12 protein-coding genes are annotated in these 15,763 nt (G+C 63.5%); 9 read left to right on the top strand and 3 right to left on the bottom strand.

Annotated elements, in window-relative coordinates; translation table 11 throughout:
- Window positions 1-157 precede the first annotated feature (157 nt).
- Window positions 158-916, bottom strand: a complete 759-nt coding sequence (locus F3J15_RS03035; protein ID WP_166887584.1) for a TetR/AcrR family transcriptional regulator — start codon at window positions 914-916, stop codon at window positions 158-160.
- 137 nt (window positions 917-1,053) lie between these two features.
- On the opposite strand from F3J15_RS03035, the gene F3J15_RS03030 reads away from it, so the two are divergent.
- The 7 genes from F3J15_RS03030 to F3J15_RS03000 all read left to right on the top strand — a co-directional run bounded on the left by F3J15_RS03030 (window position 1,054) and on the right by F3J15_RS03000 (window position 10,207).
- On the top strand, window positions 1,054-1,374 hold the full coding sequence (locus tag F3J15_RS03030) for a hypothetical protein (protein ID WP_345891474.1): 321 nt from the start codon (window positions 1,054-1,056) through the stop codon (window positions 1,372-1,374).
- A gap of 12 nt (window positions 1,375-1,386) precedes the next feature.
- A complete protein-coding gene (locus tag F3J15_RS03025) occupies window positions 1,387-2,457 on the top strand; it encodes a VOC family protein (protein WP_166887581.1) in 1,071 nt (356 codons plus the stop codon).
- A gap of 37 nt (window positions 2,458-2,494) precedes the next feature.
- Complete coding sequence (locus F3J15_RS03020) at window positions 2,495-3,451, top strand: fumarylacetoacetate hydrolase family protein (RefSeq protein ID WP_069251596.1); 957 nt, start codon at window positions 2,495-2,497, stop codon at window positions 3,449-3,451.
- Complete coding sequence (locus F3J15_RS03015; protein ID WP_166887579.1) at window positions 3,448-5,418, top strand: acyl-CoA synthetase; 1,971 nt, start codon at window positions 3,448-3,450, stop codon at window positions 5,416-5,418. The genes F3J15_RS03020 and F3J15_RS03015 overlap by 4 nt, the downstream gene beginning before the upstream one ends.
- Window positions 5,419-5,556: 138 nt before the next feature.
- A complete protein-coding gene (locus F3J15_RS03010) occupies window positions 5,557-6,294 on the top strand; it encodes an OmpW family outer membrane protein (RefSeq protein WP_166887576.1) in 738 nt (245 codons plus the stop codon).
- 54 nt (window positions 6,295-6,348) lie between these two features.
- Window positions 6,349-9,327, top strand: a complete 2,979-nt coding sequence (locus F3J15_RS03005; protein ID WP_166887573.1) for a molybdopterin-dependent oxidoreductase — start codon at window positions 6,349-6,351, stop codon at window positions 9,325-9,327.
- Window positions 9,328-9,337: 10 nt separating this feature from the next.
- Entirely contained in the window at window positions 9,338-10,207 is an 870-nt protein-coding gene (locus F3J15_RS03000) for a 4Fe-4S dicluster domain-containing protein (RefSeq protein WP_166887570.1), read from the top strand.
- 76 nt (window positions 10,208-10,283) lie between these two features.
- Here the strand turns inward: F3J15_RS03000 and F3J15_RS02995 are convergent, their stop codons facing one another.
- Window positions 10,284-11,258 (bottom strand): nitronate monooxygenase family protein, encoded by a 975-nt coding sequence (locus tag F3J15_RS02995; RefSeq protein WP_166887567.1) that lies wholly within the window; start codon window positions 11,256-11,258, stop codon window positions 10,284-10,286.
- Window positions 11,259-11,594: 336 nt separating this feature from the next.
- On the opposite strand from F3J15_RS02995, the gene F3J15_RS02990 reads away from it, so the two are divergent.
- On the top strand, window positions 11,595-12,593 hold the full coding sequence (locus F3J15_RS02990; RefSeq protein WP_166887564.1) for a helix-turn-helix domain-containing protein: 999 nt from the start codon (window positions 11,595-11,597) through the stop codon (window positions 12,591-12,593).
- 121 nt (window positions 12,594-12,714) lie between these two features.
- On the opposite strand, the gene F3J15_RS02985 is transcribed toward F3J15_RS02990, so the two are convergent.
- Window positions 12,715-14,538, bottom strand: a complete 1,824-nt coding sequence (locus F3J15_RS02985) for an SgrR family transcriptional regulator (RefSeq protein WP_166887561.1) — start codon at window positions 14,536-14,538, stop codon at window positions 12,715-12,717.
- Between the two features lie 129 nt (window positions 14,539-14,667).
- Here F3J15_RS02985 and F3J15_RS02980 point away from each other — a divergent pair, with 129 nt between their 5' ends.
- A complete protein-coding gene (locus tag F3J15_RS02980) occupies window positions 14,668-15,705 on the top strand; it encodes an NADP-dependent oxidoreductase (protein ID WP_166887558.1) in 1,038 nt (345 codons plus the stop codon).
- Window positions 15,706-15,763 lie beyond the last annotated feature (58 nt).

The following is a 15,763-nucleotide window of genomic DNA, read 5'->3' as shown; positions in this document are numbered from 1 at the left end:
CCAGCCAAGCCTTCCGGCTGATCACTTCCCCCGCCCCAAGCCACGAGACGCTGTTCGACACGCATGCGCGTGGGTTCGCGTCCTTCGGCGGCATTCCACCGCGCGGCAGGTACCGCACGCGCACGGGGTGACCCGGCCGGCGCCTGCCTCACCTCGTTCACGACTGTGCCGGCTCGACCGCTTCCACGACCGGCAGCGGCCGGCTAGCGATCTTCTCGGCTTCCGCGCGCTTGAGCCCCAGCATATGCAGCAGCGTTGCCGCGGTGCGTTCGGGAAAATGCTCGCCGCTGAAGCCGAGCTCCTTCAGCACATTCACCGCCGGCGCGCCGGGAGCGACGAAGTTGAGTTCGGCGGCAATGGCGGTCAGCACCGTACCGCCAAGCGAAAGGAAGCCGATGAACGGGTCGGCGACCACGAAGCGTTTCTCGGCGATGCCGCGCTCGATGTCTCGCAACAGGCGCTGCCCAAGACCGTGCGTCAGGACCCGCGCTGAAAAACCCTCCCGTATCAGGAAGTGCCCCCACACCGGCTCGCGCCGCGCGCGCATCAGCGTATGGCGTACCGAGACCGAAATGATTTCCGCCGGGTCGGACAAGCCGCTCGCCAGGCGATCGAGGGAATCCGCGAATTCCTCGAATACCGATTCCACCAGGGTGGCGTAGATCGCCTCCTTCGATTCGAAGTGGTTGTAGAACGAGCCGAAACCGACGTCGGCCGCCTCGGTAATCTCGTTGATGGCGACGCCTTCCATCCCCTTCTGCGCCATCAGCCTGAGCGCGGCATCCAGCAGGCGGGCACGGGTTTCCCGCTTGCGGCGCGCGCCGCGCGGCTCGCGCTCTTCGGTGACCGTGACCGCGGGATGGGGTGCTTCCGGAGAGGAGCGCTTGGGTGTACGGCGATTCGGTGAATTCGGCATGACGTTTCCGATCCTTGTTTGTACCGAAGTATAGATTCAAATGTCTACATTGACAAAACTATCATTCATGATTTTAATGTCACAAACGGCGGCTAAACAACGCCTCGAGAACCGATCGACCAACGAATGGAGAAACGGTGGAGACACATCTGCATACGGGCGCCAGCGCGTCCATCCTCTTCAATTCGCGCTCCACTGCGGCGGGCGGGTTGCCTGCGACGCTCGATGGACTGGTCGAAGGATTCGGACCGGTCGGCGCCGCGGCGACCCATGTGCCGGCCAGTCGCGGTACCCGCGACGACGCGCATCGCCCCCATCCGAAATCGACGATCCATCTCGCGACTTTCATGGGCCGGCCCGACACCTCGTGCAACGGTTCGGTGGCATGCCTGCCGTTGCGCGGAAAGCCCCTCGATGCGACGGCTCCAGCCTTCGCAATTGCCATTCGATCTGCCTGACTGTCATCCGCCATGAAACTGACTACCACCCAGCCGGCTCGACACCCTCACCCGACAACGAAGGCATCGGCGCTCGCCTATCTGATCTTCGATCGTCCGGACCTCGGCGAGGCCGAGCACTTTCTCAACGACTTCGGTCTTCGAACGGTGCGGCGGGATGACACGCAGGTGCTGCTGCGCGGAACGGGCACGGCACACTTCTGTTATGTCGTTCGCCAGGCGCCGAAGGCTCGCTTCGTCGGCTTCGGCTTGCGGGTCGACAGTCGGGCCGATCTGGACGCGCTCGCCAGCGTCCCCGGCGCATCGAAGGTCGAGGCGTCGGATTGGCCCGGTGGCGGCCACCGGGTGCGGCTCACCGATCCGTCAGGCTTTCGGGTCGACGCGATTGCGGGCCAGACACGGGCCGATACGCTGCCGCATCGCGCTCCGCTCCCGTTCAACTCGGTCGACACGCCCGTGCGAATCAACGAGACGCAGCGGCCGCCGGCGAGCACCCCCGAAGTCATTCGGCTCGGGCACGTCGTGCTCGAGCTCGCCGACTACCAGGAAACCTGCGCGTGGTACACGCAGCATTTCGGGTTCATCCCCAGCGATGTCCAGGTGCTGCCGGACGGCTCCCCTGCGGTTGCATTCATGCGGCTCGATCTGGGTGACAGGCCGGCCGATCACCATACGCTCGCACTCGCCCAAGGGTTCGTGCCGGCTTATAGCCACAGCGCGTACGAACTGGTCGACGCCGATGCCGTCGGCATGGGCCAGCGCCTGCTCCGGGACAGCGGATGGACGCATGCGTGGGGCATCGGCCGACACATTCTCGGCAGCCAGATCTTCGACTACTGGCAGGACCCGTGGGGCGACAAGCACGAACACTATTGCGACGGCGACCTGTTCACGGCCGACGAGCCGACGGGGGTGCACGCGGTCAGCCGCGAAGCGATGGCGCAGTGGGGCCCGACGATGCCGCGCAGCTTCACGAAGCCCCGGTTCACGCCATCGAGCCTCGCGGCGCTGTTTCGCAACCTGCGCCGCAGTCCCGATCTGACGCTGAGCAAGCTGCTGACGTTGGCGAAGCTGTTCGCCTGACCCCTGACCGCCCATTCGACTCACGAGAGATCCATCCATGTCACTGCTTGTCCTGCACTTCCGGCATAACGGCCGCGCCCAATGGGGGGTGGCCGCCCACGGCGCCGTCACGCCGATTCCCGGCGACTTCGACACGACCGCGAGCTTTCTCGCGGCGAATCCGGTTGAACGACTCGCCGCGCTCGACGGATCGAAGATTCCGGAGAAAGAGGTGGAGTGGCTTTCCCCGGTGACGGCCAACCAGCAATTCGTTTGCCAGGGCGCGAATTATCGTCAGCACATGATCGAATCGGGCATGGATCCGGACGCGAAGAAGTTCAACATGATCTTCACGAAGGCGACGAGTTGCATCGTCGCGGCCGACTCACCGGTCGTGAAACCGCGGCACGTCCGGTTTCTCGACTACGAAATCGAGCTCGGCCTCATTCTCAAACGCGACATCACGTCTCACCAGCAGATCACGGACGCGAACCTGCACGACTATGTCGCCGGTACCGTGATCGTCAACGATTATTCCGCGCGCGATGTCCAGATCCCGCAGATGCAGTTCTACAAGGGCAAGAGTTTCCGGACGTTCGGCCCGGTCGGCCCGTATCTGTGCCTGCTCGAACGGCGCGACTTCCCGAAGCTGAATGCGCTCGACCTGACGTTGACCGTCAACGGCGCGGTGCGTCAGCAGGACTCGACATCGAACCTCGTCTATGGTCCGGCGGAAACGTTGACCGAGTTGTCGGGTGTGCACGACCTTCGCGCCGGCGACCTGCTCGCGACCGGTACGCCGGCCGGCTGCGCACTCAGCATCCCGTCGCCGCTCAAGCAGCGAGCCGTCGCGCTTTTTCCCGAATCCTTCAAGTGGAAGATGTTCATGAAGGTGCAGGCAGGACGCGCGCAGTATCTGAAGGCCGGAGATATCGTCGAAGCCCGGATCGCGAGCCGCGATGGAACGATCGATCTGGGTGTGCAACGTAACGAGATCGTGGACGAGGCGGCATGAACGGCATCGCGACCCAGAACGACGTGCTGGCGATTGAAGCGCAGGGCGTTCCACCGAACCTTCCGGCCAGCACGTACGAGATGATCTGCGCCGGTGCGGCCATCGATCCGTCCGCGCCCGCCCTCTCCTTCTTCTTGACCGCCGACGCGCACCGCGACGCCGAGCGCTGGACCTATCGCGAGCTGGTTCGCGACATCACGCGTACGGCCAACATGTTCACGCGCCTCGGTGTGAGCCCGAATTCGGTGATCGCTTATGTGCTGCCCAATCTTCCCGAAACGCATTTCGTGATCTGGGGTGGGCAGGCGGCTGGCATCGTATGCGCGATCAATCCGCTGCTCGAAGGCGACGCGATAGGCAAATTGCTCAATGCGGCCGGCGCCAGCGTGCTCGTGACGCTCGCCCCCTTTCCCGGGGCCGATCTCTGGCAAAAAGTCGCGAATATCCTCTCCCAGGCCGAGTCGCTTCGGCATCTCGTGCTGGTCAATCCGGCCGATCGCGTGCGCGGCACGGCCCAGTCTGCGGCCCGGGCACTCCATCACGACGCGTGTGCGAAGCTGTACGGCGATGGTGGTTTGCGCAGCGCTGTGCCTGCGCACATCCGGATCCACGACTTCGGTACGGCAATCGCACAGGAATCCGGCACGGCGCTCGATAATGCGCGCCGCATTCGACCTGGCGACATGTCCTCTTACTTCTGTACCGGTGGCACCACCGGGTTGCCGAAAATCGCGATGCGTCGCCACGGCAACGAAGTGGCGAATGCATGGAGCGCCGCGCGGTTCTTCGGCGACAGTATCGGCCCCGGAAAAACGACGTTTTGCGGCTTGCCGCTCTTTCACGTCAATGCCGCGATGGTGACCGGCCTCCTGCCTTTCTCGCGCGGCGCCCATGTCGTGCTCGGCACGCCGCAGGGTTACCGAGGCGACGGCGTCGTCAAACGTTTCTGGGAAATCGTCGAACATCATCACGTCAATTTCTTCAGCGCCGTCCCGACACTGTATGCGTCGCTGCTCGACGTTCCGCTCGACGATCATGTTATCGACTCGCTCGAATACGGCCTGTGCGGTGCCGCGCCGATGCCGGTCGGCGTCTTCAGGGCCTTCCAGGAAAAAACGGGCGTCCGGATTCTCGAAGGTTACGGGCTGACTGAAGGAACCTGCGTGAGCAGCGTCAACCCGACCACGGGCGAGCGCCGGCTGGGATCAATCGGGCTTCGCATCCCCTTCCAGGCGATGAAAGCTGTCGTCGTGGACGACGCGGGGCGTTATCTGCGTGACTGCGCGGTAAACGAGGATGGACTGCTTGTCATCTCCGGGCCGAACGTATTCGCCGGCTACCTGCGCCCCGATCAAAACAGGTCGCTGTGGCTCGATCTCGGCGACGGCACGCGCTGGCTCAACACGGGCGACCTCGGCCGCTGCGACGTCGACGGTTACTTCTGGCTGACCGGTCGCAAGAAGGAATTGATCATTCGGGGCGGGCACAACATCGACCCGGCGGCAATCGAGGAACCCCTTCATCGCCATCCGGCGGTCCAGATCGCCGCGGCAATCGGGCGTCCGGATGCGCATGCCGGCGAGCTACCGGTCGCGTATGTTCAGCTCAAGCCGGGTATGAGCGCGACCGAGCACGATCTGGCAGCGTTCATGCAACAGGAGATCGCCGAACGCGCCGCGCTGCCCAAGCACGTCCGAATCGTGGAAGCCATCCCGCTCACCGGCGTCGGCAAGATCTTCAAACCGGAACTCAAGCGCCGCGAGACGCGTGACGCGCTCCATACGGCATTGACCCAGGGCGGCGCCCCCGGTGCATCAATCGACGTCACGACCGACGATTCGGGCGCAATGTCGGTCTCGGTCGAGTTGAGCGACCCCGGGTTCGAAGCTGCGGCGCGCTTCGTGCTGGGACGTTTTCCGTTTGCGTTCTCGATCTCGGTCGCCGCGCAGCCGATACCGCCATCCTGACGGACAGCGACGGATCTGCGGCGATGGAGGTGCGCGGCTAGCCGGAAAGCATCAACGCCGAAAGCAGATCGCCCTGATCAATAAGGCATCCAAATTAGTTCTTATACGTGAAATGGATCGAGACAGAGGAGACACGAGATGAATTTCAAGCGGACGATGCGTTTCTCGGGCGTGGCGGTTTGCATCTGCTCGGCTTCGCTTGCCGACAATGCCGATGCGCAGTCGGCAGGAAGCATTACAACATCGGTAGGATGGCTACACATCGCGCCACAGGGAGACGCCACACCCCTCATCGTGCAAAGCGTCGGCGGCGTGACGGTGAATCGGCAGCTGGCCGGCACCGGCGCACATGCCAGTTCGACGGATACGCTGGGCATTACCACCGAGTATTACGTCACGGACAATCTCGGTGTCGCCATGCTTTTGGGCATGCCGCTGAAAGTCAATCTGATTGGCGACGGGACGTTGCAGAAGTATGGCACGCTCGGCACGACAAGGCCGATGCCGCCCGCCATCGAACTTCGATACCACTTCTTTTCAGCCGCAGCGACATTCCGGCCATACCTGGGCATCGGCGCGAACTATACGTGGTTCACCCAGGTTCGAGCCACCAACAGCCAGTTCGTCTCCGACAGCTTCGGGCCGGGCGGCTCAGCGCGCGCGACGCTCAGCGCTTCGTGGAACCCCGTGTTCGAGATCGGGGCGAATTACGCGGTGACCAGACACTGGTCTGTCGGAACCTCCGTCGGCTACATGCCGGTGAAGACCCACCTCACGTTATACGGACAGACCGCGACGGGGACGCAGATCGTTTCCAAATCGACGCTCCGGCTCAATCCCCTTAGCGTTTTCTTGAACGTTGCCTATACGTTCTGACGGGTACGTCCGAATGCCGGCGCCCCGCATCAAGACAACCCATTGGATCGAACGATGAAACGACAGGCTCTCAAGACCATTCTTTTCGCATTGCCCAAGGTTCTGGACCTGACGGCACGCCGCTTCCCCGCCTATCGTGATCGCCTCAAGGAGCGCAATCTCGTCGCGTGGATCGGGCTCATGGATCAAAGCATCGGTCGCGCCATCGAGTTCAGGAATGGCCGCATTCGGTCGCGCGCCGGCAAGCATCCGCGCCCCGACGTGCGCATGGCCTTCAAGGATGTCGCCACCGCGCTGAAGTTCCTTTCCCCCAGCCCGGACCAGGGCGAAATCATCCACGCCGCCAAGAACTTCAAGGTGGTCACCGAGGGCGAGGACGAACTGTTGGTCTGGCTCATGCAAACCCTGAGCATGATGCGCACCGTCGGCCTGCCGATGGGCACGCCCATGCACGACGGCACCCGACGCTATGCGACCTGCACCAATGGCGGGCCCCTGTTCGTTTACGTCAAGGATGGTCGCATCGTCCGCGTGACCCCGATCGAGCTGGACGACACCGATGCGCCAAGCTGGGTGATCGAGGCGCGCGGACGTCGCTTCAGCCCGCCACGACGCAGCCTGGTCGCGCCCCACGCGTTGACGCTCAAGTCGCTGGTCTACTCCGACAAGCGCATCCTTCACCCGATGAAACGGGTCGACTTCGACCCCGACGGCGAGCGCAATCCCCAGAACCGGGGCAAGTCCGGCTACGTACGTATCAGCTGGGACGAAGCCCTGGACATCGTCGCCAAGGAGATCAACCGGCAAAAGCGCGTTCACGGTCCCGGTTCCATCACGTTCCCGATGTCGTCCCACCACCAGTGGGGCAACGTGGGCTACTACCTCAGCGCGCTGACGCGCTTCGCCAACCTGATCGGCTTCACGCGGGTCGCCGCGAATCCGGATAGTTGGGAAGGATGGTACTGGGGCGCCATGCATCATTTCGGCAACTCGATGCGCGTCGGCGTGCCCTCCGGCTATGGCGGCCTCGAGGACGGTCTCAAGGAAGCCGAAATGATCGTCTTCTGGTCCTGCGACCCCGAAAGTACCAACGGGGCCTACGCAGGATTCGAGGGAACGCCGCGCCGTCTGTGGGCCAAGGAGCTCGGCATCGAGTTCGTTCACATCGACCCGCACTGCAATCCGACCGCACAGCTGCTGGGTGGCCGCTGGATCCCGATCCGGCCGCAGACCGATGCCGCGCTGGCGACTGCCATCATGTATGTCTGGGCCGTGGAAGGCCTGTACGACAAGGACTATGTGGCGACGCGCACGACCGGTTTCGACGATTGGAAAGCCTACCTCCTGGGCGAAACCGACGGTACGCCCAAGACGCCCGAGTGGCAGGAGAGCGAGACCGGCGTGCCGGCCAAGGACGCCCGCGCACTGGCGCGCCTGTGGGGAAACAAAAAGGTTCATCTCGCCGTCGGGATGACCGGCGCGGGATTCGGCGGCGCGGGCCGCGGGGCGACCGGGGCTCAATGGGCGCGCTGCATGATCATGATGATGGCCATGCAGGGCTGGGGCAAGCCGGGCGTGAATTTCGGCTGCCTCGAAATCGGCGTCCCGCACGATCTGCAGTTCTATTTTCCGGGCTACGCGGACGGCGGCATCTCGGGCGACCTGGCGTGGACGGCCAATGCGGTGGACAACTATCAGCGCATGCCGCACATCCTGACCATGAATCCCGTCAAGCAAATGGTGCCGCGACAGCAGATGCCCGATGCGATTCTCAACGGCCACGCCACCGGTTATCTCTGGGACGGCATGTCTCAGGAAGCCCAGTTCGCACCGTTCACCTACCCGATGCCCGGCTATTCGCCGATCCACATGATCTATCGCTATGGCGGATCCGCGTTCAGTACCGTGACGAATTCCGGACGGTGGACGGAAGCCTATCGGCACTCGAGCATCGAGTTCGTCGTCAATCAGTCGATCTGGATGGAAGGCGAAGCCCAGTTCGCCGACATCATCCTGCCCGCGTGCACGTCGCTGGAGCGTTGGGACATTGGAGAATGGGCAAATTCGGGCGGCTACGCCCACCAAGGGTATGGCACGGTCAACCATCGCATGCTGACACTGCAGCACAAGTGCATCGAGCCTTTGGGCGAGTCCCGCTCCGACTACGACATCTTCACCGCCATCCTGACTCGACTGGGTCTCGGTGGCGTATTCACCGAAGGCTGTGGCGATCTCGACTGGGTCAAGCGCGTCTTCGACTCGTCGGATCTGCCCGATCACATTTCGTGGCGCGAATTCTGCCGCAAGGGCTACTTCGTCGTGCCGCCCGAAAAGCCCGAGCTGCGTCATCCCGTGGACATGCGTTGGTATGCGGAAGGCAGGCGGAAAGACCTGCCGGAGCCACACCCACTGCCGTCACAGTTCTCGGAAACGTTCGGCAAGGGCCTGCAGACGCCAAGCGGCAAGCTGGAGTTCGTGCCCGAGTTGTTGAAGCGGCACACTGCGGACAATCCCGAGCGGCCAGCGCTCAATCGATATCTCCCCTCCTGGGAGGGGCTGCGCTCTGACCTGGCTCGGCGCTACCCGCTGCAATTGATCGCCACCCACAGCCGCTACAGCTTTCATACCCATTGTGACGGCAAGAATTCCGCGGTGAACAGCGTCGACGATCATCGCGCCCTGATCGGAGGGCATCGATTCTGGCTGCTGAGGCTCAATCCGGCTGACGCCGCCATGCGACGCATCGCCCATCGCGATCTCGTCAAGGTGCACAACGACCGCGGCGCCGTGATCTGTGCTGCCGATGTCTCGCCGCTGGTACACGCCGGCGTCGTGAAATCCTACGAGGCGAGTGCCGAATTTCAGCTGATCGAAATCGACGGCGAGCAAGTCGAGATCGGCGGTTGCATGAACATGCTCACCCCTGACCGGCCTCAGACGGCCGGCACCAGCAGCATGAGCCCGAATTCCTGCCTGGTGCAGGTCGAGAAATGGCGCGGTGCCGAAGCGTTCATGCTCGGTCGCGCAGCGTGAGGAATGTCAAATGAGCAAGTGGAACCTGATTATCAAGGTCGGCCGTTGCGAGAACTGCCAGAACTGCGTGATCGCCGCGCGCGACGAGCACGTCGGCAATGACTTCCCCGGTTACGCCGCACCCGCCTCGGCCGACGCCGAGAGCCCCATCCGCATCCTGCGTCGTATACAGGGTGCCTCGCATATGGTCGAGACCACTTATTTACCGGTCATGTGCAACCACTGTGACGACGCGCCATGCATGCGTGTCGGCAGCGGCGCCATACGCAAGCGTGCCGACGGCATCGTCATCATCGATCCCGACAAGGCACGAGGCCGCAAGGACATCGTCAAGGCCTGCCCTTACAAGGCAATCGTCTGGAACGAAGAGCTGCAACTGCCCCAGATCTGGATCTTCGATGCGCATTTGCTCGACCAGGGTTGGTCCCGCCCGCGTTGTCAGCAGTCGTGCCCTACCGATGTCTTCGAGACGGTCAAGCTCGATGACACGGCGATGGCCGAGAAGGCCCGACGCGAGGGACTCAAGGTATTGCGACCCAACCTGGGCACGAAACCCCGCGTGTGGTACAGCGGCCTCGAGCGCTGGGAAACGTGCTTCGTCGGCGGAAGTGTCAGTGTCGAGGCAGGAGGCGTCGTCGAGTGTGTCGCGGATGCGGTCGTCGCCTTGTACGTCGGTAATCTGCAGGTCGCCGAAACGGTCTCGGACGGCTTCGGCGATTTCCGGTTCGATGGCCTGGCCAAGGGCAGCGGCGCCTATAAAGTCAACATTCGACATGCCCTCGGCAACGCTTGGCGCGAGTGCGAACTGGGCGACAGCGCCTATCTCGGCGAGATCAGGCTCAGTCGGTCGACAAACGCCGTGGCGATCGAGTGCTCATGATCGGAGCAAGGCAGAACGCCGGGTAGAAGGTCGACCACGGCTGCAAAGTCACGCAAACGCCGGCTGAGCTTGCAGCTCAAACCACAACACCTGCCAGCCGACTGCGGATGATCTCCGTCGCCTCGCTCACGATGCGATCGACGAGTTCCTTCACGGTCGGGATGTCGCGGATCAAGCCGACGACCAGGCCGCACGACCAGGCGCCCGCGTCGAGCGCGCCCTCCTTCATGATGCGCGGATACACGCCGGCGACCTCTTCGACGATATCGTCGAACCGGATATCGGCGCCGAGCCTGCGTTCCTTTTCGAGGATGCGATCGACCGCGGCATTGCGCAGCACGCGTTCGGTATTGCGCAACGGACGCATGACCAGGCGCGTGTCCAGTTCGGTCGCCGCGACCAGCGCCTGCTTCACGTTCTCGTGCACCGGCGCCTCGCGGGTCGCGATGAAGCGCGTCCCCATGTTGATGCCGTCCGCGCCCAGCGAAAGTGCCGCCACCAGCGACCGCCCATCCGCCATGCCGCCGGAGGCCACGAACGGAATCCTGAGCTCGTCGGCGGCGCGCGGCAGCAGGATGAAGTTCGGAATGTCGTCCTCGCCCGGATGACCACCGCATTCGAATCCATCGACGCTCACCGCATCGCAGCCAATGGCCTCGGCCTTGAGCGCATGGCGAACCGACGTGCACTTGTGGATCACCTTGACGTGCGCGTCCTTGAGCGCGGGCAGGTAAGGCTGCGGGTTGTTGCCGGCCGTTTCGACGATCTTGACGCCACCTTCGACGATCGCCCGGATATAGCCGGGATAGTCGGGGGACGTGACGGTCGGCAGGAAGGTGAGGTTCACGCCGAACGGCTTGTCGGTCATCTCGCGGCAGCGCCGGATTTCGGCAGCCAGATCCGCCGGCGACCGCTGCGTCAGGCCGGTAATGATGCCGAGGCCGCCGGCGTTGGAGACGGCCGCCGCCAGCTCCGCGTACCCGACGTGATGCATGCCGCCCTGGATGATCGGATAGTCGATGCCGAAGAGTTCGGTGATCCTGGTTTTCATGATGTTTTCGGTTCAGGTTGAGACGAAAGCGCCTTCGCATGCCGGGAACGCGTGGCGACCGCGACGCGCGTCACCGCACGGCCGAATCGCCGGTGCGACGCCGACGGAAATCCACGCGGCCAGGCAACGGTGGCGCCGGAGAATCCCGGGCGCCGGCCTGATTCGCCTTCGCGCGGCCCGCACAGCATGCGATGCCGCCCCTTTTGCATGGCCGGCCGCGTCGACGATCGGGCCACCGCCCGACGCTGGCGCCAGGTGGACACCGACAGTTTCCTCGCAGTTCGAATTGCCGTACATTGGCTAAACTGACACATTGCATGCGATATCCGACACATCATGCCCCGCGCCGCCATCCTTGCGTACGACGATTGCTACGCCTCCAGCCTGAGCGGGTTCGCCGACATCCTTCAGATTGCGAACGCGCATGTGCGGCGACAGCGAGGCGACGGCAATGCGCAGTTCGAATGGCGGTTCGTCTCTCCGACCGGGGAGCCCATCATGGCAAGCAACGGGCTGCAGCTGAACACGGAGCCGATCCGGCCGCACGAGCAATTCGACCTGGTTTTCGTTCCCAGTGCGCACTATGCGAGCGGCAAGGCGTTCGACCAGTTGCTGGCACGACAGTCCGCCGCATGCGACTGGCTGGTTTCGCAATGGAACGCCGGCGCCTACCTGGCGGCAAACTGCACCGGCACGTTCGTGCTGGCCAACACCGGCCTTCTCGACGGACGGCCCGCGACGACCACGTGGTGGCTGGCAGACCCGTTTCGCAGCCGGTTTCCCCGCGTCGACCTTCAACTGGAACCCGTCGTCACCGAAGCGGACCGGCTGATCTGTGCAGGGGCGTCAGCGTCCTACCTGCTGCAGACCATCCATGTCATCGAGCGTTTCTCCGGGGCGGTGATTGCCGCGCAGTGCGCCAAGACGATGCTGATCGACGTCAGCCAGACGAAGCAATTGCCGTATCTCCCGTTGCTGACGGAGAAGACGCATGGCGATTCGCTGGTTCATCGCGCTCAGCATTGGCTGCAGAAGCACATGACGAAGGACGTGAAGATGTCGGCGATGGCGCAGGACCTCGGCGTGAGCGAGCGCACGATCATCCGCCGCTTCCAGGCCACGCTGAATCAGTCTCCATTGCGGTATTTGCAGAGTCTGCGCATCGAAGCCGCGCGCGGTTTGCTGGAGGCCGGCGATCTCAGCCTCGAGCGGATCACGGCGCAGGTGGGGTATAGCGATACGAGCTCGTTCTGCCGACTGTTCAAGGAGAAGGTCGGACTGAGTCCGGGGGCGTATCGGAATCGCTTCCGGCCTGCCGCGGAATCGCAACAATGACCGGTCGAAGTACGACCCGGTTGGCGCGATGCGGCGCCATAAACGCCGAGACGTAGCTGCATCGGCGCTGAATCGCGTCACCCGGCGACGTGGTGGCACGTGCTGCCGTCCGGCGCACGAATCACCGCACCCACAGCTCGGCGAACGATACGAACCCCAGCGGCGCGGCCTCGACGCCGGCAACGTGCGATTCCAGCTCGACATGCTGGTGTTCGTGCGAGATCGGGATCAACCACGCCGCATCGACCAGTTCCTTGCCGATGGCCTCGTAGTCCGCCATGCGCGCGCGGGGATCAGCTTGCGCCTGAACCGCATGCAGCCGGTGGTCCAGTTCGCGCGCGGCATGCTCCGGCATCCACTGCCGGAAAACACTATCGGCCCCAAACCATTCGTAGCACCCGAAATCCTCGTCGTCGTGCAGGATCTCGCTGCCCAGTACCAGGTCGGCCGAGTCCAGCCAGTCGCGCCGGATCAACTCCGCATAGGGCAGCGCCAACACGCGCAGCCTGATCCCCGCGTCGTGCAATCTGGCCTCGATCGCGCGGGCCAGGACGCGTTCGTCATGGGTCTGTCCCGTGACCAGCGTGAGCGCGGTGCATTTCGGCACGAAGGGTTCGGCGGCCGGCGTCGCGACGCGATGCCGCCAGGCCGGTAGCAGCCCGGCCGCGGGCCGCCTCGCGGGATCGTCGTGACCGAACAACGTGGCGGGCGCGAGCCAATCGGCCAGCGCCAGTCGGTCGGCACGCTCGCGGAACGCTTCGCGCGTGGCGTTGCAGACCACGTAGGTACAGCCCGCCTGCACGCGCACGATGCCCTTGTTCTCCGGTGCATGAGACGCGGAGTATCCGAATCGGAGATCGAATCCGTCCGCCTGCTCGGTCGATGGAAGGAACCAGAGATCCAGTTCGTCAAGCAGCGCACGTTCGCGATAGTGATCGCCGAATGCCGACAAGGTGATCCGGTAATCGCTGTGGCGCGTCAGCTTGAACGGCCCCGTGCCGATCGGCATGCGCGCAAAATCGCCGTTCCGGCGACGGGGCACGATCGACGCGTTGGCGGCCGCGAGGCGCTGCGGCCAGAGATGATCGACGTCGCCGAGACGACAGATGATCCGCCGGCCCTCACCGATTTCCACGTCGAGCAGATGCCGGTACAGGCGCTGGAAATAGCTCGGCTCGTCGCGCATGCGCAGCAACGTGCATCGCACGTCTTCCGGCTCCAGAAGCCTGCCATCGTGGAAACTGACGTTAGGCCGGAGCCAGAAGTGCCAGACCCGCCCGGCCTCTTCCGGCTCCCAGTGATGCGCCAGCGCCGGCACGACGCGCTGCGTGCGCCTGTCGAATTCGGTTAGCCTTGAAAAGATCTGCCGCACCAGATGGGCCTCGAGCCGGCTGATCACCCGATAGGGATCAAGCTCGTCCACCGCCCGATAGAGGGGAATGCGCAGGCGATGGCCGTGCGAGCCGGCCGGATGAATGCCGAGAAAATCCGGAAGTCGCCTCAACAGTTGCTGGCGCTGGTCGTCCCCCAGGCTTGCAAACGCCTGCTCCAGTTCACCGTCCGCGAGCAAGCAGGAAAGGCGATCGAGCACCGCGTGCTGCGGGGCAACCAGCATCGTCAGCCTCGAGAAGTGGCCACGGCCACGCGCCGCCTCCCACCGCAACCACCCTTGCGCCTCCATCTTGCGCAGCAGGCCCCGCGCGTTGCGCTCGGTGCAGTTCAACGCACGCGCCAGTGCCGGCAACCCGGGCTGGCTGCCGTGCTCGTCGAGAAACTCGCCAAGCCGATGAAACTGGTCGATCAGTCGCATAAAAGAGGAAACAAAAATTTCTGAATTTGCCGTTTTTATTGTGCTTGCCGTTATGCAGAATGTCCACGCAAATAAAACAAATCGATTCAAATTCACCCACCCAATGCCGGCATGCATCGTTTTGGTGAATTTCATGGATTTGCAAACAATGACCGAATTGACGACGATTTAATTCCTTTCATTTTCGATTCAATCGCCATCGTATAAATATCGCCGCTTTAACACGGCGCTCCCACGGACGTTATCAATCATCCTGGATAGTTAATGAGCGAAATGGATTTCGGATATCAACCGTCCCACAATACGCTGGTCCATCAGGTCGAACGGCCGCATGGAGAACCACGCCGAGCGCATTTCCGTTTCGTCCGGCAGCCGCTGGCGCCGTTGGCGCCCGGCGAAGTCCTGGTGAGAAACGTACATTTCTCGGTCGACCCGTATATGCGCGAATGCATGGACGGCGACTGGGCGCTGCATGCGCCGCTGGAAGGACGGACCATCGGCCGGGTCCTGCACAGCACCGACGCATCGATTCGCCCCGGCGACTGGGTGTTCCATCGTCAGGGGTGGCGCACCTATGCCCAGGTGCCGGCGCAAGCGCTGCGGGTGATCCGGCCCGCCGAGGGGGTGCCGCTCACGGCCTGGCTGAGCATCCTGGGCGGCACCGGATTGACCGCCTGGGTCGCGCTGACCCGCATCGTCCGCCTGCAGGCCGGTGAATCCCTGTATGTATCGGCCGCAGCCGGCGGCGTCGGTACCGCGGCAGGCCAGTTCGCGAAACTGCTCGGTGCGAGCCGGATCGTCGGAAGCACAAGCAATGAGCACAAGGCGCGGCAATTGACGAGCGGCCTCGGTTATTCCGATGCGTTCGTTTATCGGCCGGGGCAAGTCGGCGCGCAATTGCGCGAACGAATTCCCGATGGGGTCGACGTCTACCTGGACAACGTGGGCGGCGAGCAACTCGAAGCGGCAATTGCCGTCCTGAAAGACCACGGGCGCGCGGCACTGATCGGCGCGGTCGCGCAATACAGCGCGCTGCAGCCGCCCGCCGCGCCACGCAATCTGTTCGACGTGGTGGGCAAGAGCCTGACGCTGCAGGGTTTCCTCGTGAAGGACTACACCCACCTGCAGCAGGAACTCGAGGCATTCGCCATTCCTCACCTCCAGCGCGGCGACATCGTCGCCCCGGAGACGATCACGAAGGGCTTCGACAATATCGTCGAGGCGTTTCTCTCGATGCTTTCGGGCGGCAATCTCGGCAAGGCCATTGTCAGTGTCGATACCGACGATGCCGGTGCGCGCTGATTCTTGTGCCGGGATCGACTGCCAGTAATCAGTAATTCAAATAAAAACGATTGCCAAC

The sequence above is a fragment of the Burkholderia sp. Ap-955 genome (genome assembly GCF_011753045.1).
Lineage (GTDB): Bacteria > Pseudomonadota > Gammaproteobacteria > Burkholderiales > Burkholderiaceae > Burkholderia > Burkholderia lata_D.
Note: the sequence above shows the minus strand (reverse complement) of the source record. Positions and strands in the feature narration are given on the sequence as shown.

Bases quoted from the DNA above. Each gene is read 5' to 3' on its own strand.
- F3J15_RS02995 (WP_166887567.1), bottom strand. From the start codon at position 11,258: ATGAAAACCAGGATCACCGAACTCTTCGGCATCGACTATCCGATCATC.
- F3J15_RS02985 (WP_166887561.1), bottom strand. From the start codon at position 14,538: ATGAAATTCACCAAAACGATGCATGCCGGCATTGGGTGGGTGAATTTG.
- F3J15_RS03015 (WP_166887579.1), top strand. From the start codon at position 3,448: ATGAACGGCATCGCGACCCAGAACGACGTGCTGGCGATTGAAGCGCAG.
- F3J15_RS03035 (WP_166887584.1), bottom strand. From the start codon at position 916: ATGCCGAATTCACCGAATCGCCGTACACCCAAGCGCTCCTCTCCGGAA.
- F3J15_RS03025 (WP_166887581.1), top strand. From the start codon at position 1,387: ATGAAACTGACTACCACCCAGCCGGCTCGACACCCTCACCCGACAACG.
- F3J15_RS03000 (WP_166887570.1), top strand. From the start codon at position 9,338: ATGAGCAAGTGGAACCTGATTATCAAGGTCGGCCGTTGCGAGAACTGC.
- F3J15_RS02990 (WP_166887564.1), top strand. From the start codon at position 11,595: ATGCCCCGCGCCGCCATCCTTGCGTACGACGATTGCTACGCCTCCAGC.
- F3J15_RS03020 (WP_069251596.1), top strand. From the start codon at position 2,495: ATGTCACTGCTTGTCCTGCACTTCCGGCATAACGGCCGCGCCCAATGG.
- F3J15_RS03005 (WP_166887573.1), top strand. From the start codon at position 6,349: ATGAAACGACAGGCTCTCAAGACCATTCTTTTCGCATTGCCCAAGGTT.
- F3J15_RS03010 (WP_166887576.1), top strand. From the start codon at position 5,557: ATGAATTTCAAGCGGACGATGCGTTTCTCGGGCGTGGCGGTTTGCATC.
- F3J15_RS02980 (WP_166887558.1), top strand. From the start codon at position 14,668: ATGAGCGAAATGGATTTCGGATATCAACCGTCCCACAATACGCTGGTC.